Genomic DNA, 19,591 nt, shown 5'->3' with positions numbered 1-19,591 from the left:
GCGTGCGATCGTGACCGGGTGCTACCGCCCTCGCCTACACCCTGTTACGCACCGCCTGCCAGATTCGCCCTACCGGTACGGCGGTCACCTCCAGAAGCCGACGTGCGAACGGGCGGCCTCGTCCTCGATCAGCGGGCCGTGCACTTCAATCTGCCGCTGCCCGCGTACGAACACCTCGCGGCACGGTAGCGAGAACGTCGGGTTCTCGGGGTGGTCGCCCGTCAGCACCAGTAGATGGTGCTCCGACAACGCGTAGACCACGCGGCCGATGTTGCACCAGTAGATGGCGCCCGAGCACATGCAGCAGGGCTCGGCGCTGGTGTAGAGCGTGCAGTGGGCCAACTGCTCGGCCGAAAGAATCTTGGCGGCGGCGGCAGCGGCGGCCAGCTCCGCGTGTTGCGTGGGATCACCTTCTGGCGGCATGGAGTTGTTGCCGGCCGTGGCGATCACGTTGCCGTGCTCGTCAGCCACCAGCGCGCCGAACGGGTGGCGACCACGTTGGCGTGCATCGTCGGCAAGCTGGATCGCCTGGCGCAGCAATGCCATGTCGCGGTCGGTCAGTTGGGGTTGGGGGGCAGGTTGGTTCATGGTTAGGGCCTTGGTATGCGGGCGGAATCCGTGGCGTTCATTGCCGATGATCAGCTTAACGCCGCGCTGCCCCGCTGTACTGCCCCATTTCGCGCTACCCTTACGCCCCTAACGCCCCGATTGCCCCGCCGTACATTCGCTGTCACCGCTTCATGCCTACCCTGCAACACGTCGACCTGCGCGCCGACCCCGCCGCCCGCCCCTTCATCAAGGACGAGACTGTCCAGGTCGATTTCGCCGCGCAACCCGGCGAGTTGATGAGCCTGGAAGGCCCCAACCGCTACGCACCCGGCGATGCGCTCATCACGGGTTCAACGGGTGACCGCTGGGTGGTCTCGCGCGAGCGTTTCGATGCCAAGTACCTGCCAGCCGACGCATCGCTCGCGCACGGCCAGGCCGGCGCGTATCGCAATCGCCCGAGTGTGGTGCTCGCCAAGCAGATGAATGAACCCTTCTCGATGGCGCGCTCCGAAGCCGGCGACGTGCTGCACGGCCAGGCCGGAGACTGGGTCCTGCAATACGCCCCCGGCGACTACGGCGTCGTGCAGGCCCAGCGTTTCGCCAAGGTGTATCGCCCCGCCTGAAGCCACCCTACTGCGCCGTCTGCTGGCGCTCGACCTCGTGGTGCTTCATCTGCAGGTAGTCCTGCCACTCCAGTTCGTGCAACTGGCGCGGGTATTGCTCCGTGGCGTTGAACCACGTGGTCAGGCGTTGCTGCAGGCGTTTCTCCGACGGCACGGAAAGCGCCTTCAAATAGGCATCGATGGCAAGGTAGTAGCGCATCGTGTTGCGCTCAAGCAGGCCGCGCACGCCGCCCACGTATTCAGGCTCTGCGCCCGATGAGGATTCCGCTGTCCTGGTAAAGCCGACCTTGCCACTGCCCACGGTAGCGAGGTACGTCCGCATCGCCAGCCGGCCGGCGGCGCCATAACCGTAGGCATAGGTCAGGTGCAGGAAGGTGTGGTTGCCGCCGCCCGGCGCAGGCATGGCTTCCAGCGCGATGTGGTAATCCCGGGTGCTGAACGGGCCGGATTCCGCACTGAGTTCCACACGGAAGTAGTCCGCGCTACTGACGACGGGGTGATAGCTGAACTCGAGCCGGTAGCTGCTGGAGAGCGACTCTTCCACCTTGCGGCCCAGGTTCACGTCGAGCACGTTGCCGCTGGCGCCCTTCGTCGCGTGGCAGTACTTGATGTTCAGATGCAGGATCAGCACGTCGCACCAGTTGGCGGCGCCCTGCGCCGGGTCGTCCAACGCCCCCCTCACGGTGGCGAACGGGTAGTCGAGCACACTATAGATGTCGCTCTTGAGCCTGTCGGGCGTCTCGGTGGATTCGAGCACCAGCGGGCGATGGAACGCGTTGTCAGCCAGTTGCGGCGCGAGGCTCTGGTACTTGTCGTGCAGGGCCTGGGCGTTCTCTGCATGCGCAGCCGGGGGCAGGCACCAGCAACCGACCATCAGGGCGATGGCGGCCAGCCAGCCGGCGTTTCCAGCGTTTCGGTAGGAAGAGGGTTGCATGATGTGTTTGTGAGGTGGTTGCTGCATTCTAGGAGCCGCGACACCAACCAGCCCGCAACAAACGATCCACGCGTGGTGAACACGTCATGCGGCGTTCCGTCATCACAGCAGGTGCGACCGGCTCGGTAAAATGAAGGCATCCTCTTCTCCTGCCGTCCGGCACCATGCCCTCCCCGTTTGCAACGCTGCGTGAACGCATCGCCAACCAGGTCCGCGGTCTGACGCGCGCCACCGGCGGCCTCACGCTCGACATCGCCTCGCCGCCCGGCGATCCCGGCCTGTTCGGCCCAGATGCCGTCTGCTGGCAGGTCCATGCCGATTTCCCCGCAATGATGGCGGGCGGCATCAGCGCACTGCTATTGCAAGCGCTGCACCCGCGCGCACTGGCCGGCGTGTGGGACCACTCCAACTTCCGAGAAGACCTGCAGGGGCGCCTGGGCCGCACCGCGCAGTTCGTGGCGGGCACCACCTACGGCAGCCGGCACGACGCGCTGACCCTGATCGAACACGTCAAGGTCATCCACGGCCGCATCCAGGGCACGGCGCCTGATGGCCGGCCGTACTCCGCCAACGATCCGGACTTGCTCACCTGGGTGCACGTGGCTGAAATGTCGAGCTTCCTGGCCGGCTATCTGCGCTATGTGGACGGCAGCCTGAGCGGCGCCAACCAGGACCGCTACTTTGCAGAGACCGCGTTGATTGCCGAACTGCTGGGCGCTGCAAACGTGCCGAAGTCCCGCGCGGCGGTACAGGCTTACCTGAATGCAATGCGCGCGGAGCTGGTTGCGAGCGATCGCACACGCGCCGTGGTGGAAGTCTTGATGACGTGGCAGGCGCCGCGGCCGGGGCTGCAACCGGCAGTGCGCGTTTTTCTCGATGCCGGTATTCAGTTGCTGCCGCCGTGGGCCATGCAGATGCTGCAGTTGGAGCGGCCGCCGCTGCGCGCCGCCTTCAGCGCTGCCGCCATGCGCACCGTGGCACCGACACTGCGCTGGGCGCTGTACGAAGGCAGCGTCGCGCGCCGGGCCCGCCGTCGGGCCCTGGCACCAAGCGTTTCGTAGCGCTCAATCCACCACTGCGTGCGCGACCGACACCTTCCCGCGCAACGCCTTCTCCTCGAGCTTGAACAGCAGCAGGGGCGCAACGACCGACACGGCTGCCGCAAAGAAGAACAGGTGGCGGAACGCCGTCTCGCCCTCACGCTGCAATGCTTGTGCGTTGGCATTGTTGCTGGCCAGCGCCGCGTGGAACAGATCCATCAGCAGATCCCCACCGGCAGCCACTTGCGCGTCGGGCGCGGCCTGACGCAGCAGCGCAATCAGCACTGAAGTCAGCACCGCCACACCCACGGCACCACCCAACAGGCGCGAGAACGCCGTGAGTGCCGTGGCCAGCCCCACCGTCTCAGGCGGAACGGCGTTCTGCGTGGCAACCAGACCGGTCGGAAACTGCACGCCAATCGCCAGACCCAGCACGATCATCGCCAAGGTCAGCGCCAGCACGTTGTGCGGGTCCAGCAAACCGAGCGAGGCCACGGCAAACGGCACCACGCAGGCACCGCTGATCATCAACGGCTTGTAGCGACCGCTGTGCGTCATCCACTTGCCAGCCAGGAAGGCGCCAAGCGGAATCGACAGCGTGAGCGGCACCAGCCGCAGCGCCGCGGCATCGGGGCTGGCGCCTGCCACCATCTGGAAGCGCAGCGGCATCAGCACCGACGTGGCGATCAATTGGAAGAAGCACAGGAACAGCGCCGCGCAGCAGATCGTGACCGTGCGCACACGGAACATCGACAGCGGAATGATCGGCTCGGCCGCGCGATTCTCTTGCCAGACGAACGCGCCCAGCACCACCACCGCCCCCACCAGCAGGCCGAAGTTGTCAGGCTGCATGAGCGGCACGCCCTGGCCCACGCGGGTAATCATCACCAGCAATGCGGTCAGCCCCACGGCAAACAGCACCACACCCGGCACGTCGATCGGGCGACGCTGATGCGCCACCGGCAAATGCCGCAGCGCGCGACGCACCACCACCAGCGCAACAAGCCCCAGCGGCAGGTTGATCCAGAAAATCCAGCGCCACGACAGGTAGTGCGTCAGGTAGCCGCCAATCACCGGGCCGGCCAAGCTCGCCATGGCCCACATGCCGCTCACATAGCCCTGGTAGCGGCCGCGTTCACGCAGCGGCACCACATCGGCAATGGTGGCCTGTGCCACCGAGATCAGCCCGCCGCCACCCAGCCCCTGCAGCACGCGCGCCACCAGCAGCATCGGCATGCTGGTCGCCAGCGCGCACGCCACCGAGGCCAGCACGAACAGCACAATGGCCGTGGTCAGCATGGCGCGGCGGCCGTATAGGTCACTGAGTTTTCCGTAGATGGGCGTAACGACGGTGGAAGCCACCAGGTAGGCCGACACCAGCCACGCCATCAGCGCAAAACCGTTGAACTCCCCCGCAATGACGGGCAACGCCACCGCGACAATCGTTTGCTCCAGCGCCCCCAGCAGGATGGCGAGCATCAGCCCGCCCATCACCACCATCACCGGAATCTCGGGCACCGGCGGCGCGTCGAGCGAGGCAGCCAATGGCGCTGACACGGTATCGGGAGTGGGCTGTTCGAGGTTCGGGCGGGAAGACATGAGAGCGCGCGTGAGCAGCCGGGCAGCGTCACGGAAAGGCAGGAACGAAGCCGTTGATGATACTGCTGATCGGCAATCGTTGCAGCGTCAACGATCGGCGCTGGGGCCGCGCTCCTCATAGCAGCCCGTCTGCACGCGGGCCGTGATGGGCGGCAGTTCGACGGCAAGGAACTCGATGAACGCGCGCACGGCCGGCACCAGCCCGCGGCGTGACGGAAACACCGCGTGAAACTGGTGCATCTGCAGCTTGTATTGCGGCAACAGTTGCACCAGCCGGCCGTCGTGCAGCGCTTCGGCACACTGGTTGGTCGGCAATTGCGCCACCCCTACGCCGGCAATGGCGCTCAGCCCCAGCAGGCGCAGATCGTCGGTGGCCAATACTGGCTGGCACTCGATGTCGACCGCCCCCTCGGGCCCGGCCAGGCGCCAACGCGAGCGCTCTGAGCTCACAGCACCCAACCACAGTCCGCGCACACCCTGCAACGATTCCGGTGTCTCAAACGGCCCGTGCTCGGCCACAAATTCCGGGCTGGCAACCAGCACCTGGTTGCTCACGCCAAAGGTCCGCACCACGAGGTTGGAATCGTCCAGCGTTGAGCGCACGCGCAGCGCCACGTCATACCCTTCGCTGATCACATCGACGCGGCGGCTGGTCACATCCAACTCCAGCCGCACATCCGGGTGGGCGCGCAGAAATTTCGGCACGACCGGCGCCATGAACAGGCTCGCCACCCCCACTGGACAGCTCACCCGCAAGCGCCCGGAGGGTTTTTCGCCGGCGTGCTCGGCCACCTCAAAGGCGGCATTGGCGGCCTGCGTCATGGTCTCGCAATGCGTGTAGAACGCCGACCCCACATCCGTGACATGCACGGCACGTGTTGACCGCTGCAGCAGCCGCACCCCCAACCGCGCCTCCAGATCGGCCACGCGGCGACTCACGCGTGACTTGGGAATCCCCAACGCCCGTGCGGCGCCAGAAAAGCTGCCGTGCGTCACCACGCTGGCAAACAGGACGAGGTCGTTCAGGTCTTCCATGGCTGTTCTCCAAGATTCACGCACATTGTCCCACTCATAGAACGATGTGTGCTGATTCGACCCACTACTGGAACTTGGTGCGCCGCACTATCTTTGCAGCAACCCACCTTTTTCTTGGAGAGACACCATGCAAGTCCTTCACATCGATTCCAGCATCCTCGGCGACGCTTCGGCCTCGCGCATCCTGACCGCCGCCATCGTCGACGAGCTGCGCCGTGAGAACCCCGAAGCCATCGTCGCCCGCCGTGACCTGGCCGTGGAAGCCATTCCCCACCTGGACGGCGCCATTGCCGCCGGTTTCCGCGCCACGGGCAGCAACGATTTTGACGATGCTACCCGCGCTGAACATGCCCGCTCGGAAGCGCTGGTCAACGAACTGCTCGCCAGCGACGTGATCGTGGTCGGCGCCCCGATGTACAACTTCTCGGTGCCGAGCCAGCTCAAGGCCTGGGTTGACCGCGTGGCGCAAGCCGGCCGTACGTTCAAGTACACGGAAAACGGCCCGGTCGGCCTGGCCGGCGGCAAGAAGGTAATCGTCGCCTCCACGCGCGGTGGCGTGTACTCGATTGGCCCGGCCGCCGCTGTGGACTTCCAGGAAGCCTATCTGAAGGCCGTGTTCGGCTTCCTCGGCATCACCAATGTGCAATTCGTGCGTGCCGAAGGCCTGGCCATGGGCCCGGATGCCCGCACCCAAGCCATGGAAGCCGCGCACACCGCGATGCGCGATGTGGTGAATCAGGCCGTGGCAGCCTGAACGAAGACGGGGCGCGGCGCACGGGACGCACCGCCGCTGGATTCGCGCAACGCCAAACGGGCGCCTGCAGCAATGCGGCGCCCGTTCTTCATGGGCAGGTGAAAAACAACAGGCGGAACCGGCTGCTGACTATTCGTCGCGGTGCTCTCGCGCCTGGTGCATGGCTTCCAGGGTGCGGCGCGTACGCAGCTTGCGCCACATCACCGGCACGACAATCGCCGTGGCGATCAGGCAGGGCACAGCCCAGGCAATGGTGGATTCCAGAAAATTCGTCATGATGCGTTCCCCCCGACACATATTGCCGACGCGCGCGGTCAGGTGGGCGCGCATCGCGTAGTCCCCGCAGGGCGTCATTGCGCCCTGACATGTCTCTATGAACAGCTATCGGCGCGAGGCCTTCCGACTTGAATGCCCAACGTTTGCTGTTTGTTGTATTTCCCGCCTATCACGGCGATCTGTCAATAGATTGGAGATAAGTTTGTAGAACATTGTGGCGCGCCCCAGACAGGCCCACCCGGCCTGGTGCGGCGTCTCACGGCTGCATGCCGCTCCACGGTCTGTTCGCAAAGGTAACGGCAAATTACGCCAATCCGTGTGCCGCACGCAGCAAGGACAGCCCGAGCCGTGAATTGCCTGCCCGGGCATCGCAGTTTTTCTTACAAACGGTAAAGCGCGGTTGCGAGGCGTTTCCATAGAGTGAGGCCAAGTCCAACAACACACCCGGAGCCTCATCATGAAACGCACAATCGCCTTGCTGATTCTTGCCGCTGCAGCCGCTTCCTCGCTGAGTGCTTGCGTGGTCGTGCCGGCCGGTGGCTACTACGGCCCGCACTACTACCATCCGTACTACCGCGGCTATTGATCGACGCTAACGACGCCGGAGGCTGATCAGTCGCCGGCGTCGGCGCTGCCGGCTTGGTCGTTCTCAGCGGGAGATTGCTGCGCGCGGCCTTCGGCAAACGCCTTGCGGATCAGCGCGCCGCATGCCGCGCTGCGCACGTAGGCGCGTGGGGCAAGCGTCTCGCGCGCGATCATGCCGTAGTAGCGCTTGTCGGCAGTCACCCACGGATAGAAGCCAAACGCACCGGGCGAGCTATACGCGCGGTCGCCGCCGGGCTGGTCTTCGATCCAGTAGTTGAGCGCGTAGTGCCACGGCAGTGCGGCGGGTGTGCTCACGGCAGTTGGGCAACTGCCGGGCTCGGTGCACACGGCATGTTGACCGAGCATCTTGCCGAGCAGGTAGTCGCCCCGAATCAGTCGACGCAGGAACTGGCCATACGCCGCGGGCGTAGCGATCATGCCGCCGGCCGGTTCCGGCGCCAGATATTTGATGCCGAGCGGCTTGTCGGCGTCACGCATGCCGGGGGTGTGACCAAGCTCGCGATCCAGCTCTTCGCTGAGGGTGGCCGCATCGGCGCTGCCCAAGCCCAGGTCCACCAACAGCTTCTGGTCATGACCGCCGTTGTAGCTGAACCGGCCAACATGGCCCGGCGTGAACGCATCGTTGCGCCCGCGGCGAAAACAGCTCTGCACCGTATCGTTGCGATTGCACAGGAACGGGTTGAGTGCGTCGTAGCCCGAGCGCATGGTAAGCGCATCAATCTCGGTCGGCGTGAGCTTGCCGCGCGTGCGCTCGACCACGTAGGCGCCAAACACCCATTTGGAGGCGGACGCGAGCCGCACCGTCTTGTTGGCGCCAATGCGCTGGCCCTGCTGGCCGCGCATGAGCACGCCGCCTGCGTCGCCGATTTCCCAGTAGTAGTCGCCCAGGCGCTGACAATTGCCGGCGTGCGCCAGCGTCGATTCAACGGCGGCACGGCGCATTGCCAGACTTGGCTCTTGCGCATGCACCGCCTCGGTCACTCCAGCAACCCCGACCGCCCCCACGGCTGCCAGCACGGCGACCGAACGTCGGCCAAGCCCTGCCAGCGCCCGAGGCTTCCGGGCGCGTTTTGCTTCCGTCATGTGTGGTTTCCTGCTTTTTTTATGATGTTTGTAGCCGCCAGCACTCTACCTCGTGTTGATGGCGTTTCCCACCTCGTGACGTTGTCATCGCACTGCAACATCCGACCTTTGGAAAAAGGGCATGACTCTAGTCGCCCCGCCTTGCGGGAAGATTGTCCGATTTGCCTCAAACTCGTTTGAAACGTAAGCGTTTGCGTCTCCGATAATCGCCTTTTCAACCCTGGCAAAACTCAGCATATTCCCTCCCCCAATATGTCTTAGATCGCACGGACGTGAGCCAAATGGAGTAGAGAAATCATGCCAAGGCGCACTAGCGCTCCGCGTAGAGTGTCCTAGAATGCAACCGAAGAAAAGCAGAATTAAATAAAACTAAATACGCAGGAAACACAAGGCTGTCGGGAGCAAGCCATGGGAACAATGAAACGGGGAAGCGCGGGACTGTCGGCCCGCTTGGGGTGGGAACGTCACACTGCTGGGTCACCAGTGATCCTGCAGTTCATTCCAACGCGACGACGGTTGTTTCAAACATCGCGCATTCCGCAGACACGCGTTCCGGTTGTTTTGCTTTGGCTGCTGATCATCTCAATCGTGATCGGTGTCGGTCGTGTGCTTCTGCACCGTTTGTGGTGACCAAAACAATAGTGAACAGAATCTGTACGGGGAAGGTCGCAGCGCGAGAGCAAAACCGCAGTCAGCACCGAATTGACAGACCGTATAACGGCACCGAGGGATAGTCTGACCCGCTTCATTGGGTCAATTGCATCCGGATGGCATTGGTATCTGGAGCATCGTCTTCCCTCCTTTCGGAAACCACGCTCCCGCATGTGATCAATGCGCCGCGAAAGCGGCATGTGGAGCACGCCGCCCAAACAGCGTGCTTGATCATTGGGGGGAGCATCATGAACATCTCGTTCACCGGTAAGACTTTCAGGTCTGTGGGGGACCTGTTCTTCCAAGCCATCGTCGACGGCAAGGTCGTGAGCTGTTTTGTCACGTCTGAAGCGCTGTCGTTGTGCGATTGCGCGCATCAAAAAGCCACCGCCGAAGACGTCTATCGCAGCTATCGCGACTGGATCGAGCAAGCTGCATCGGACTTGATCCGTGCGGGCGCGCTCGCACCGGTCATCGTGCGCGGCCGTGATCTGGCAGCTTCGCGTGCATCGCTGCCACATGGTGGTGTGCCGGCGTACGACCTGGATCGCGCACGTCAATTGCGCTTGGTCCCGCGCGCGTCACGCTGAACGCCGGCTGAGCAACACGAACATGCGGCCTCGCGGGGCCGCATGTTTGTCTGCACCGGGTGGAAGCGGCGGCGGCCATCAATCCGCTGGAAAATCGTCTTCCCAGTATTCCTGGGCGTTGCGGCCTGTTTCAGGGCGAGCGGCTTCGCGCAGGCGCAATTCAACGCGCCGGATTTTTCCCGAAATGGTTTTGGGTAACTCGGCAAACTCGATGCGCCGCACGCGCTTGTAAGAAGCCAGCCGGCTTTGGCAGAAGCGCAGGATGTCGTGCGCCAGTTCGGGCCCGGGCTCGTGTCCAGCGCGCAGCACCAGGAAGGCTTTCGGCACGGCCAGGCGCACGGGGTCGGGGCTTGGCACGACTGCGGCCTCGGCGATGGCGGGATGCTCGATCAGCACGCTTTCCAGCTCGAACGGGCTGACGCGATAGTCCGACGCCTTGAACACGTCGTCGGCGCGGCCAACGTACGTGAGGTAGCTGCTTGCATCACGCGCGGCAATGTCAGAGGTGTGATATACGCCACCGCGCATGGCCTCGGCGGTTTTTGCGGCGTTGCCGGCATAGCCTTCCATCAGCCCCGTCGGGCGTGATTTCAATTCTATGCAGATCTCTCCTTCCTCAGTCTCGTTGCCATCGGGGTCGCGCAAAGTGATCTGATAGCCGGGCAGCGGCCGGCCCATGGAGCCCGGCTTGACCGGCTGCCCCGGGCTGTTGCCGACCTGGCACGTGGTTTCGGTCTGGCCGTAGCCATCACGGATGGTGATGCCCCAGGCCGCACGTACACGCTCGATCACCTCGGGGTTGAGCGGCTCGCCTGCGCCGACGAGTTCACGCAACGCAGGCTTCCAGGCGGCCAGGTCCTCCTGAATCAGCATGCGCCACACGGTGGGCGGCGCGCACAGCGTGGTCACCTTGGCACGACACAGCACGTCGAGCACGGCCTTGGGTTCGAAGCGCGCGTAGTTGTAGATGAAAATCGTGGCGCCGGCATTCCATGGCGCGAAGAAACAGCTCCACGCATGCTTGGCCCAGCCGGGTGAGCTGATGTTCCAGTGCACGTCGCCCGGGCGTAGGCCGATCCAGTACAGCGTGGAAAGATGCCCGACCGGATAGCTCGCGTGCGTGTGCATCACCAGCTTGGGTTTGGACGTGGTGCCGGAGGTGAAATACAGCAGCAGCGGATCGCTCGCCTGCGTTGGCGCGTCGGGCGTGAATTCAGCCGAGGCACCGTACGCATCTTCAAAGTGGTGCCAGCCCGCAGGCGCCTTGTCCGTGCCAACCACGATGCGCGTAAAGGTGCCCGAGACGGCATCGAGCTTGGCGCAATCCGCCCCGCCTACGATCACGTGCCGCACGTCGCCCATGGCGATGCGCTCACGCAGGTCTTCGGCTGTCAGCAGCGTGGTCGCGGGGATGATGACGGCGCCGATCTTCATGCTGGCGAGCATCACATCCCACAGTGCTGGCACGTTGCCGAGCATGAGCAGGATGCGATCCCCACGCTGTACACCCAGCGCGCGCAAATGGTTGGCCACGCGCGCAGAACGCTCGGCCATCTGTGCAAACGACAGGCGCGTTTCGTTGCCCTGGTCATCGAGCACCCAGAGGGCGATCGCGTCATTGCCGCGCGCCATGGTGTCGAAGTAGTCGAGCGCCCAATTGAAGCGATCCAGCGTCGGCCATGCGAAGTCGCGTACGGCGGTGTCGTAATCCTCACGGTGTGCGAGCAGAAAATCGCGGCACCGCAGGAATGCATCCAGCGAGGTCATGCCAGTCTCCTGTGATTGGATTGCGCGCGCCTCGTGTGGGCACGTTCTGTCCGGGCGCTCTGAAAACGCACCAGCAACTGCCACTCCAACTTATAGGAGGAAATGCCCCGCCAGACCAGCCCGGAGTCACCCGGGCCGCATGCTCATTGGCTCATTGCGAGCGCGGCGGCGAAGGTGGCGGAGAGCGCAGAAAACGGCCACCGCCCAGGCTCAGCCATGCCCACGCCGCGGCCGCAGCCACCGCGCCCAGCACAGCGCCCCATTGCGCGCAGACCAACATCAGCTCGATCGCACCCGACATGCCCGGCAGGATCAGCGGCCACGCCGGTTCGAGCCAGCCGTCGGCATCGAACCATGCACCGCGCCCAGCACCCGTCGCCAGCTCCACGGCCAGCAGCGCCGCGTTGACGGCCGCGAACGCCATGCCGCTGTGCGCCAGCACGCGGCTGAACACCGGCAGTTCATACAGGGGCTTGAGATGCTGGATATGCCGCGTCAGTGTCCATGCGCAGACGATCAGCAGTGCGATGCTCAGGGCCGCCATGGGCGCCGGGCTGCGCAGGCATACACCCAGCGCGATCCAGGCCAGCGCGTTGATCTCGTGGCGCCGATAGATGCGCAGTGCACGCGCGGCGTGCAGCAGGCCAATCGGGGGAACACCGGCAGAAGCCATGATGCGCTCCATCAGCGGATGGGTTGATGCGGTGCCGCATGTCAGCGCGCCGCAACGGTGTTTGCAGTGTATCGACGCGTTTGAACGCAAGCGAGTTCAAACAGCACGCCTCCCCCGAATGGCCGACACGCTTGGCGTCAGGCCTCGCGCAAATGCTCGATCAGTTGTCGTGCAAAGACCGGCAGGTCGTCAAAACTGCGTACGCAGATGCGCAACAGACGTGTCGCCCAGGCATCGGTCAGGCGCACGCGGCGAATGCCCATCGAGCGCTGCAGCCGGATCGCCGCATGCTCGGGAATGACGCCCACGCCCACGTTGCGCTCCACCATCCGGCACACCGCATCAAAGCTGCGCAACCGCACGCGGTATTTGAGTCGGTAGCCGGCGCGTGCGGCATGGCCGGCCAGGTAGGCCTGCAGGGCGTTGTCGCCCGTCAGGCCGACAAAGGCTTCCTGCAATGTCTCGACGAAGGCCAGTTCGCGGCGCTCGGCCAGCGGATGATCACGCGCGGTGACCAGCACCAGACGGTCATGGCGAAAAGGAAACGTCTCGAGCCCCGACAAATCCACCGCGTCGTTAACGATGCCGATGTCGGCCCGCCCCTGCGCAATCGCCTCGACAATCTCATGGCTGACCAGCTCTTCCAGATCGATGTCGACCTCAGGGTGGGCGGCCAGGAACGCGCTCAGTGTTTCGGGCAGGAACTCGGTCATGGCGGCCGTGTTGGACAACAACCGCACGTAGCCCTTCAGCCCGCGCGCGTACTCGCCCAGCTCACCGCGCATGCGGTCCATCTGCTGCAGAACAACGCGCGCGTGGTGCGCCAACGTACGGCCGGCGGCGGTAGTCTCCACGCCGCGCCGGTTACGCGTCAGCAGTGGCGCCCCCAATGCCTCTTCCATGCCGCGAATACGCGCGCTGGCCGACGCGAGCGTCAGGTGCGAACGCTCAGCACCGGCGGTAATGCTGCCGGCCTCAGCCGTATGCAGGAAAAGTCGCAAATCAGTCAGATCGAAGCGCATGGCGGGGCAAAATCGGCTTAAGCCTCAGTTTCAGCCTGAGGCTGAATCAATGTATCGCAGATTGTGGCGGGGTCGCCAGTGGCAGAAACTGAGGCATCTTCCAACACAGCATCTCCAACGCCCCCAATGGAATCCGCCACGCTGCTGCTTTTTGGCGCGGGCCTGCTCGCCGGCATGATGAATGCGCTGGCGGGCGGCGGCTCGTTCGTCACCCTGCCCGCGCTCATGTTTGCGGGCGTGCCGTCGGTTGCGGCCAATGCGTCAAGCACGGTCGCATTGCTGCCTGGCGCGGCCACCTCGGCGTGGGCCTATCGAAGCGACTATCGCGGGTTCGAGCAGGTTTCGATGCGCGCCATGGTGGCGGTCAGCCTGGTGGGCGGCCTGGCGGGCGCCCTGCTGTTGATGAACACGTCTTCGCGCGCGTTCGACTTCATTGTGCCGTGGCTGTTGCTGGTGGGCACCCTGGCGTTCACGTTTGGCAAGCAGGCTGGGGCGTGGTTGCGTCAGCACATGCAGATCAACCGCACGATGCTGCTGATCGCCCAAGGCGGGCTGGCCATCTACGGCGGCTACTTTGGCGGCGCGGTGGGGATCATGATGATGGCGGTCTGGGCCCTGTTCGGCCACGACGACATCAAGGCACTGAATGCCTCGCGCACGCTGCTGGTGGGCGCCACCAATCTCGTTGCCGTGCTGTGCTTTGCGCTGGCCAAGATGGTCTGGTGGCCACAGACGCTGGTCATGCTGGTGGCCGCAGCACTTGGCGGCTATCTGGGCGCGCACGTCGGCAAGCGCCTGCCCGTGCCGGTCGTGCTGGCGCTCATTTCGACCTTCGGCTTTTCGATGACGGCTCTGCTGTTTTGGCGCGCCTGGTCTCACGCTTGAACATGAGGAGAACCGCCATGTCACACATGCAGCCTCATCCGACGCATCGCACGCGCGCACCGCGTGCCCATCGCGATGCCGCGCCGATGCACGCATCGCGCCACGCCGCGCACGACGCATGGCATGCCCGCCCCACCGAAGCAAAGGCACCTGAATCGAAAATGATCGGCGCACAAACGGTGTTCTACGTTGCGCGCGGTATTGCCATCTTGCTGGCGGCGATGGCCGTGGGCCTGAGCGCGACATCCGACGAGACCGAGCGGCCGGCCACCGTATACCCCACTTCGTCGCACGCGACAGCGCGTTGAAGGCACGCTATCATCCGCCCCCGCGGCGCGGATCGGGCAAAGAAAAAGCCCGCGGGCCGGGGGGCGAGCGGGCTTAACATCTTCAGCCTTTGACGACGAAAGATGGTCGGGTGTGCTTTGTGAACGAGCAATGCGCCGGAATTCACAAAGCGAGGCCATTATAAAAAGTACACGTCCCCCGACATACCCCAACAACGAGGGGGGTCCGCGCCGTTTTCTTTAATGACTGTTCACACTTCCGGTAAGGGAGACCTCGTCCAACCATCTGCCGATCGTTGCTTGCGGCGCGGCGCCGCCGGGTGACATCAAGCGCGGGCGTTGGCTTCCGACATCACGCGGATGCTGCGCTCGATGCGAATCTGCACAATCAGCATCACCAGCATGATGAATGCCGAGAACAGCGCGGCAATCATGTACAGCGAGATATAAACGCCCGAGCGCTTGCCGCTGGCATCCAGCTTGGCCTCGTCCTTCTCGTTGGAGATGCGCTCCTTCTCGGTGGCGTAGGCTACGTGGTAATCGACAAACACCTTGTTGACGATCGCATAGAACGCTTCGCTCGTCTTGGCTTGCTTGGCAACGTCGGCGCGGCCCAACACCTGATCCAGGTAAGCCGTTTGCGAGGTCAGGAACGGCTCGCCCTGGTCGGGGTCTTCCAGCGCGCCGGTCACCAGTTCATGCACTTCCGCCTTGTCAAACTGGAACGACACACCCAGCAATGCCTTGCCATGCTTGTTGATAACGTCGGCAAGCGCCGTTTCCTGCTTGGCCGCACCTGGGTGCTGTTTGGCCGCATCGCCATCGGCGCCCTCTGCCGCTTCGTCGTCGAGCTTGAAGGCCGCGGCCTTGATGTTGATGGTTTCCGAGACGGGTGCCGGCTTGGCGTTGTAGTCGCTCACCGCGTTCACCGCCAGCAGCACCACACCCACCAGCACGACGGTGGCCAGCGTCAGCACCAGAATCCGCATCAGTTGCAGATAACCGCTTTCGACCTTATTGAGAACGCTCATTTCCCTGCCTTTGTTGTTGAAGAATTGGGGCGGGGATTATTTCAAAACGAGCGTCCGGGTAGGTTAAGAGAGCTTAGTGTGCGAGCGCCGCTTCCAGTGCCTCTGGCGTGAGCAAGCCGCTCGATGCATGGCGCTTGCCGTCGGCACGCAGGATGATGGTGCGCGGCATCTCACCCTGCCAACCTGGGTCCAGCGCGGCGCGCATGCGCTCGGGCATGGCTTCGGCATTGGCGTATTGCGGCATGCGTGCCAGGCCAACCTTGCTGTCGCGCGCTAGCGGCGCCAGCGCACGGTTCATCATGTCGGCCTGCTCTGGGCCATCCATTGCCACCATCACGACATCCACGTTCTGCTTGGCGGTGTGCCGCCACTGCGCAATGCGGGCGATGTTCTCGCGACAGTAGCTGCAATCGAGCGACCAGATCTCGACGATGAGCGGGCGGGTACGTGGCGTTTGCAACAGCGCAGGTACGTCGCGCGCGTACAGCGGCTGAAAGCGCAATGCCTCAGCAGCTTGTGCAGTGATGGCAGCGGCAGACAGCGCCAACCCCATCGCCAGCGTCTTCAAGCGGATAGTCATTGAGATGCTTCCAGTGATGGATTGGACGGACTGGCACTGTCGATATTCATCAAGCGGTAACCCTCAGCCTGCGTGCGCCACGACAGGTAGACATGGCCGTCGCGCGCAAGCAGTTGCGGATGGTCGCTGCCGCCATCGGTTTGAGCCAGGCTGACTGGGGTCGTCCAGTGCGCACCGCCGTCGGTCGATTTGCGTAGCAGGATCTGCATGTGGTCATCGGCAAACTGCTTCCAGACGAGCCACAGCGCGCTGTCCGCCGCCAGCAATGCCGGGTGCGATGCCTGCGCCCCCGCTTGCGCGGAACCCGCAAACGCCCAGGCATCGCCAATCGGCCGGCCATCCGCCGAGAGACGGCTGTAGAACAACCCCGGCTTGTCCTGCTGTACCGAGAACCACGCCATGTGCCGTACACCATCGGCCGTTACGGCCAGGGCCGGGCCGTGGTGCGGGCAGGCATCGACGCGCCATTCAGAGAACGTGGCCCGCGTGATGGCAAACGGCGTGTTGTCGACCGGCAAAGTCGCCAATGCGTGATCGCGAATCTGGCCGGCAAACACGTTGCGCCACAACGCAAGCATGTGGCCGTTGGCATCCGGCGCCAGTGCAATGCGGCAGCACTCGCAGGTCTGGTCGATGACCTTGCGCTCCGGCGCGAACGTGGCGCCCCGGTCGGTGGACACGGTGTAGTACACCGCCGCGCCGTCGTACGGCTGCTTGGCCGCCTGCGCGCGCAGCAGATCACGCTTGTCGATCCAGGTGACGAAGATCCGGCCCTCGCTATCCACGGCAATCGAATCGAAGCGGTGCGTGATCGGTTGGCGGTCATGGTGGACGATCACCGGAGCACTCCACGTCTTTCCGCCGTCGAGCGAGCGCGAGAAGCGCACGTAGCCCGTGTACGGCGCGTCAAGCGGGCGTGACCAGCTCACGTACAGCGCGCCATCGGGGCTGGCAATCACCTTGGGGCGGTTCTCGCCGTCGGTGTAGATCGGCTCGGGCTGCGGGTTCACGCGCTGCGGCTTGGAGAGCGTCTTGCCAAGATCATCGGACGACGCCACCACCACGTACTGCCCTTCCGCCCACGTCACCCACAAGCGCCCTGCTTTATCAAACGCGGCGGTGGTGGCGAGCTGCGGTTTGGCTGCAGCCTTGCTGGCCATGGCGCCGTGGTCGTGGCCTTCGTGCGCGATGGCAACCGCCGCTGCCAAGGCCAGCAGCAGGCCAGCTGTCCACCGCGGAATCGAATGCATTACAGACGCCATTTCAGTTGTCCATAGAACGTGCGCGACGGATACGGGTGGTACACGAAGTACCGCCGATCGGTCAGGTTGTCGACGCCAAGTGCCAGCGTGAAGTGCTTGTCGATGCGGTAGCTGGCTTTGAGATCCACCGTGAAGAAACTGCTCGTGCCGCCATAGACATTGGGCAGCACGTCGGTGTTGTCGAGCGTGCCATATTGCCGGCCCGAATAGCGGACACCCGCGCCCACCGTCCAATCCGGCGTGGCATGCCAGCTCGCAAACAGGTTGGCGCGCACGCGCGGCATGCGCGGCCAGGTCTTGTCGACATAAGTGGGGTTGGCGGCATCCTCCAGCGTCTTCGACTGCGTGAAGGCAACGTTGGCCTCCACGTCAACGCCGCGCCCCCCCACGTCATGCAGCACGTCCTGCCCCGAATACGCCAGCTCGATGCCGCGCGTGCGTACGCGGCCGACGTTCTGCACATTGGTCACGTTGGGCGTGACCAGGATGTTGGTCTGCGTGTAGATGCTGTCGCGCACGTCGCTCTGGAACAGGCTGGTGCGCAGCACGCCGTACGGCACGGCCTGCTCGACGGTGAAGTCGAAATCATTGGCGCGCTCGGGCTTAAGGTTCGGGTCGTTGTTGACGATGGTGTTGCCGCTGATCGTGCCCTGGAACAACTCCGCCACCGTCGGGAAGCGCACCGCACGGCCATACGACAGGCGCAGCAACGTGTCTTGCGTGGCTTGCCATTGCACGGCGGCCTTGGGCGAGAACGCGTCTTCCGTGCGGCTCGCGTAGCCAAGCGTGGTGCTGCCGTTGCCGAGCTGACCGTTGTAGGCGCGCCAGTTCTCGTACCGCAAACCCAGCGTGGCCAGCCAGCGCGGCGCGAAGGCCCACGCGTCTTGCAGGAAGACGGCCTGCGTCCGCGTATCGCCCTGGTAGCTGGACTTGAGCGTGGAAAGCGTCTCGGCAGACCAGTTGGTGGCGTTGAAGGTCTGGTTGCGCAGGTGGTACTGGTCGTAGTGGTAGCCAGTCGTGAAGGTATGGCCCGACACTGTGGGCGAGACGGCCTTCACATCAAAATTCGACCACCCCGTGCCATCACCGTAAAACACCGTACCGGGGCCATTGCCGGCCACCGTGTTGGACGCGCGCAGGATGTCGCGCGTGACGTTGTACGCAGAGGCGTTGGCGTCGATCTTCCAGCCGCCAAGCTTGCCCTTTACGCCCAGGCCGTACAGCCAGTTTTCCTGATCGCCGTTTTGCGGGGCGAAGGCGTTCTGGGCGATGGTGTACGGCGTGCCATTGATGAGCACGTTGCCGCCCGTGACCGCGTTGCCGGCGGCATCGCGCAGAAAGCTGATCGCCTGGTCGTTGTAGTGGTTCTCCCAATGACCGAGCGTGAGCGATGCCTCCAGGCTGTCACTGAACGCGTAGCCCATGCGCAGCGTCTCTTGCAGTTGCTGCGTGCGCTCAAGCATCTGCGGCCCGAGAATCACGCGCGGCAGTCCGTTGGGGCCGAGGTCTTGCCGGGCGCCCGTCACCGGCACCGGTGCGCCGCCCGGCGTGAACTTGGAGTTGGGCGTGGCGTACTGCATCGGCTGGCTGTCGTTCTCCAGCCGGTCGACCGACAGCGCATACCAGAACTTGCCGACACGGTCGCCCAGCGACGCGCTCTCGTGGTTGCCGGTGACGTTGCGCGAGAAACCATACGCATCGCTGTAGTGCTGGCGCATCACCTGCGTCTGCGCAGCGGCCTCGAAGGTCTCGGGCTTGCGCAACGTCATCGAAATCGTCGTGCCCATCGAATTGCCCGGCAGCAGCGCCGAAAACGGCCCGTACAGGATGTCGACGCGCGCCAGGTCATCCGGCCCGACCATCGACCAGCGCGGTGGGAAGCTGTAGCTGGAACCGAGCAGGTTGGAGAGCAGGATGCCGTCGGCATACAGCAGGCCGCGTGCGCTCTGAATCTCGTTGAAGTCGCGGCCGGCAAAGATGGAGTTGCGGTCGCCAATGAAGCGGCGGCGCACCATCACGTTGGGTTGGTATTTGACGGCGTCTTCGGTGGTGACGACATTGCGATCGGCCAGTTGATCGGCCGTCACGGTCTGCACCACGGCGGGCGTGTTGCGGGCAAACGGCGCGGGCGCGGCGGTGGCACGCACCACGGTCGGCGCGAGTTCCTGGGCAACCAGCGCGGGTGCCGCATCGTCAGCGGCAAAGGTAGGCAGCGGTGCAGCAGCGCTCAAGGCGAGCGCGGCACGGCACACCAGCGTGCGCTTGGGCTTGGCAGCCGCGGCGCGCATGGGGAATGACATCGGGGTGATCTCCGGATTGCGATGGCGCCGGCCATGAAGCTGGC

The 19,591-nt window shown here is 64.3% G+C and carries 20 protein-coding genes; 7 read left to right on the top strand and 13 right to left on the bottom strand.

The window, feature by feature from the left end:
* Positions 1 to 84: 84 nt before the first annotated feature.
* Positions 85 to 588 (bottom strand): nucleoside deaminase, encoded by a 504-nt coding sequence (locus PI87_RS15000; RefSeq protein WP_039598500.1) that lies wholly within the window; start codon positions 586 to 588, stop codon positions 85 to 87.
* Positions 589 to 740: 152 nt separating this feature from the next.
* On the opposite strand from PI87_RS15000, the gene PI87_RS14995 reads away from it, so the two are divergent.
* Entirely contained in the window at positions 741 to 1,172 is a 432-nt protein-coding gene (locus PI87_RS14995) for a PGDYG domain-containing protein (protein WP_039598499.1), read from the top strand.
* A gap of 7 nt (positions 1,173 to 1,179) precedes the next feature.
* On the opposite strand, the gene PI87_RS14990 is transcribed toward PI87_RS14995, so the two are convergent.
* On the bottom strand, positions 1,180 to 2,046 hold the full coding sequence (locus PI87_RS14990; RefSeq protein ID WP_198139567.1) for a hypothetical protein: 867 nt from the start codon (positions 2,044 to 2,046) through the stop codon (positions 1,180 to 1,182).
* A gap of 224 nt (positions 2,047 to 2,270) precedes the next feature.
* On the opposite strand from PI87_RS14990, the gene PI87_RS14985 reads away from it, so the two are divergent.
* Positions 2,271 to 3,167 (top strand): oxygenase MpaB family protein, encoded by an 897-nt coding sequence (locus PI87_RS14985; RefSeq protein ID WP_039598497.1) that lies wholly within the window; start codon positions 2,271 to 2,273, stop codon positions 3,165 to 3,167.
* A gap of 3 nt (positions 3,168 to 3,170) precedes the next feature.
* Here PI87_RS14985 and PI87_RS14980 read toward each other — a convergent pair whose 3' ends face one another.
* Complete coding sequence (locus PI87_RS14980; protein WP_039598496.1) at positions 3,171 to 4,745, bottom strand: MDR family MFS transporter; 1,575 nt, start codon at positions 4,743 to 4,745, stop codon at positions 3,171 to 3,173.
* Positions 4,746 to 4,832: 87 nt separating this feature from the next.
* On the bottom strand, positions 4,833 to 5,780 hold the full coding sequence (locus PI87_RS14975) for a LysR family transcriptional regulator (RefSeq protein ID WP_039598495.1): 948 nt from the start codon (positions 5,778 to 5,780) through the stop codon (positions 4,833 to 4,835).
* Between the two features lie 127 nt (positions 5,781 to 5,907).
* Here PI87_RS14975 and PI87_RS14970 point away from each other — a divergent pair, with 127 nt between their 5' ends.
* Positions 5,908 to 6,534, top strand: coding sequence for an FMN-dependent NADH-azoreductase (locus PI87_RS14970; RefSeq protein WP_039598494.1), 627 nt, complete (start codon positions 5,908 to 5,910; stop codon positions 6,532 to 6,534).
* A 129-nt stretch (positions 6,535 to 6,663) separates the two neighbouring features.
* On the opposite strand, the gene PI87_RS29445 is transcribed toward PI87_RS14970, so the two are convergent.
* Positions 6,664 to 6,810, bottom strand: a complete 147-nt coding sequence (locus tag PI87_RS29445) for a hypothetical protein (protein WP_039598493.1) — start codon at positions 6,808 to 6,810, stop codon at positions 6,664 to 6,666.
* A 457-nt stretch (positions 6,811 to 7,267) separates the two neighbouring features.
* Between PI87_RS29445 and PI87_RS29845 the strand changes: the two genes are divergently transcribed.
* A complete protein-coding gene (locus tag PI87_RS29845) occupies positions 7,268 to 7,396 on the top strand; it encodes a hypothetical protein (protein ID WP_021192722.1) in 129 nt (42 codons plus the stop codon).
* A gap of 26 nt (positions 7,397 to 7,422) precedes the next feature.
* Here the strand turns inward: PI87_RS29845 and PI87_RS14955 are convergent, their stop codons facing one another.
* Positions 7,423 to 8,499: a serine hydrolase gene (locus PI87_RS14955; RefSeq protein WP_039598492.1), complete on the bottom strand. Its 1,077-nt coding sequence runs from the start codon at positions 8,497 to 8,499 to the stop codon at positions 7,423 to 7,425.
* Positions 8,500 to 9,398: 899 nt separating this feature from the next.
* On the opposite strand from PI87_RS14955, the gene PI87_RS14950 reads away from it, so the two are divergent.
* Positions 9,399 to 9,740, top strand: coding sequence for a DUF1488 family protein (locus tag PI87_RS14950; protein ID WP_039598491.1), 342 nt, complete (start codon positions 9,399 to 9,401; stop codon positions 9,738 to 9,740).
* A gap of 78 nt (positions 9,741 to 9,818) precedes the next feature.
* On the opposite strand, the gene PI87_RS14945 is transcribed toward PI87_RS14950, so the two are convergent.
* The 3 genes from PI87_RS14945 to PI87_RS14935 form a co-directional block, all read right to left on the bottom strand.
* The gene (locus PI87_RS14945; RefSeq protein WP_039598490.1) at positions 9,819 to 11,507 is read right to left on the bottom strand and encodes an AMP-binding protein; all 1,689 of its coding nucleotides are present in this window, start codon (positions 11,505 to 11,507) and stop codon (positions 9,819 to 9,821) included.
* A 151-nt stretch (positions 11,508 to 11,658) separates the two neighbouring features.
* Positions 11,659 to 12,180 carry a hypothetical protein gene (locus tag PI87_RS14940; RefSeq protein ID WP_039598583.1) on the bottom strand — a complete coding sequence of 174 codons (522 nt, stop codon included), beginning with the start codon at positions 12,178 to 12,180 and terminating at the stop codon, positions 11,659 to 11,661.
* 137 nt (positions 12,181 to 12,317) lie between these two features.
* Positions 12,318 to 13,202, bottom strand: coding sequence for a LysR substrate-binding domain-containing protein (locus tag PI87_RS14935; RefSeq protein WP_039598489.1), 885 nt, complete (start codon positions 13,200 to 13,202; stop codon positions 12,318 to 12,320).
* Positions 13,203 to 13,328: 126 nt separating this feature from the next.
* Here PI87_RS14935 and PI87_RS14930 point away from each other — a divergent pair, with 126 nt between their 5' ends.
* Together PI87_RS14930 and PI87_RS14925 are read left to right on the top strand one after the other, a co-directional pair.
* On the top strand, positions 13,329 to 14,087 hold the full coding sequence (locus PI87_RS14930) for a sulfite exporter TauE/SafE family protein (protein ID WP_039598488.1): 759 nt from the start codon (positions 13,329 to 13,331) through the stop codon (positions 14,085 to 14,087).
* Between the two features lie 17 nt (positions 14,088 to 14,104).
* Positions 14,105 to 14,395 (top strand): hypothetical protein, encoded by a 291-nt coding sequence (locus PI87_RS14925; protein WP_039598487.1) that lies wholly within the window; start codon positions 14,105 to 14,107, stop codon positions 14,393 to 14,395.
* A gap of 305 nt (positions 14,396 to 14,700) precedes the next feature.
* Here the strand turns inward: PI87_RS14925 and PI87_RS14920 are convergent, their stop codons facing one another.
* The 4 genes from PI87_RS14920 to PI87_RS14905 all read right to left on the bottom strand — a co-directional run bounded on the left by PI87_RS14920 (position 14,701) and on the right by PI87_RS14905 (position 19,547).
* Positions 14,701 to 15,405, bottom strand: a complete 705-nt coding sequence (locus PI87_RS14920; RefSeq protein WP_039598486.1) for a hypothetical protein — start codon at positions 15,403 to 15,405, stop codon at positions 14,701 to 14,703.
* Between the two features lie 73 nt (positions 15,406 to 15,478).
* Positions 15,479 to 15,985, bottom strand: a complete 507-nt coding sequence (locus tag PI87_RS14915) for a TlpA family protein disulfide reductase (RefSeq protein ID WP_039598485.1) — start codon at positions 15,983 to 15,985, stop codon at positions 15,479 to 15,481.
* Positions 15,982 to 17,235, bottom strand: a complete 1,254-nt coding sequence (locus tag PI87_RS14910) for a sialidase family protein (protein ID WP_039598484.1) — start codon at positions 17,233 to 17,235, stop codon at positions 15,982 to 15,984. Before PI87_RS14910 ends, PI87_RS14915 begins: the two co-directional genes overlap by 4 nt.
* Positions 17,235 to 19,547 (bottom strand): TonB-dependent receptor, encoded by a 2,313-nt coding sequence (locus PI87_RS14905; protein ID WP_039598483.1) that lies wholly within the window; start codon positions 19,545 to 19,547, stop codon positions 17,235 to 17,237. Before PI87_RS14905 ends, PI87_RS14910 begins: the two co-directional genes overlap by 1 nt.
* Between the last annotated feature and the right edge of the window lie 44 nt (positions 19,548 to 19,591).

Origin of the sequence: Ralstonia sp. A12 (assembly GCF_000801955.1) — a bacterium.
In the GTDB taxonomy this organism is placed as follows: domain Bacteria; phylum Pseudomonadota; class Gammaproteobacteria; order Burkholderiales; family Burkholderiaceae; genus Ralstonia.
The sequence above is the reverse complement of the archived record's forward strand: the minus strand, read 5'-3'. Positions and strand labels throughout refer to the sequence as shown.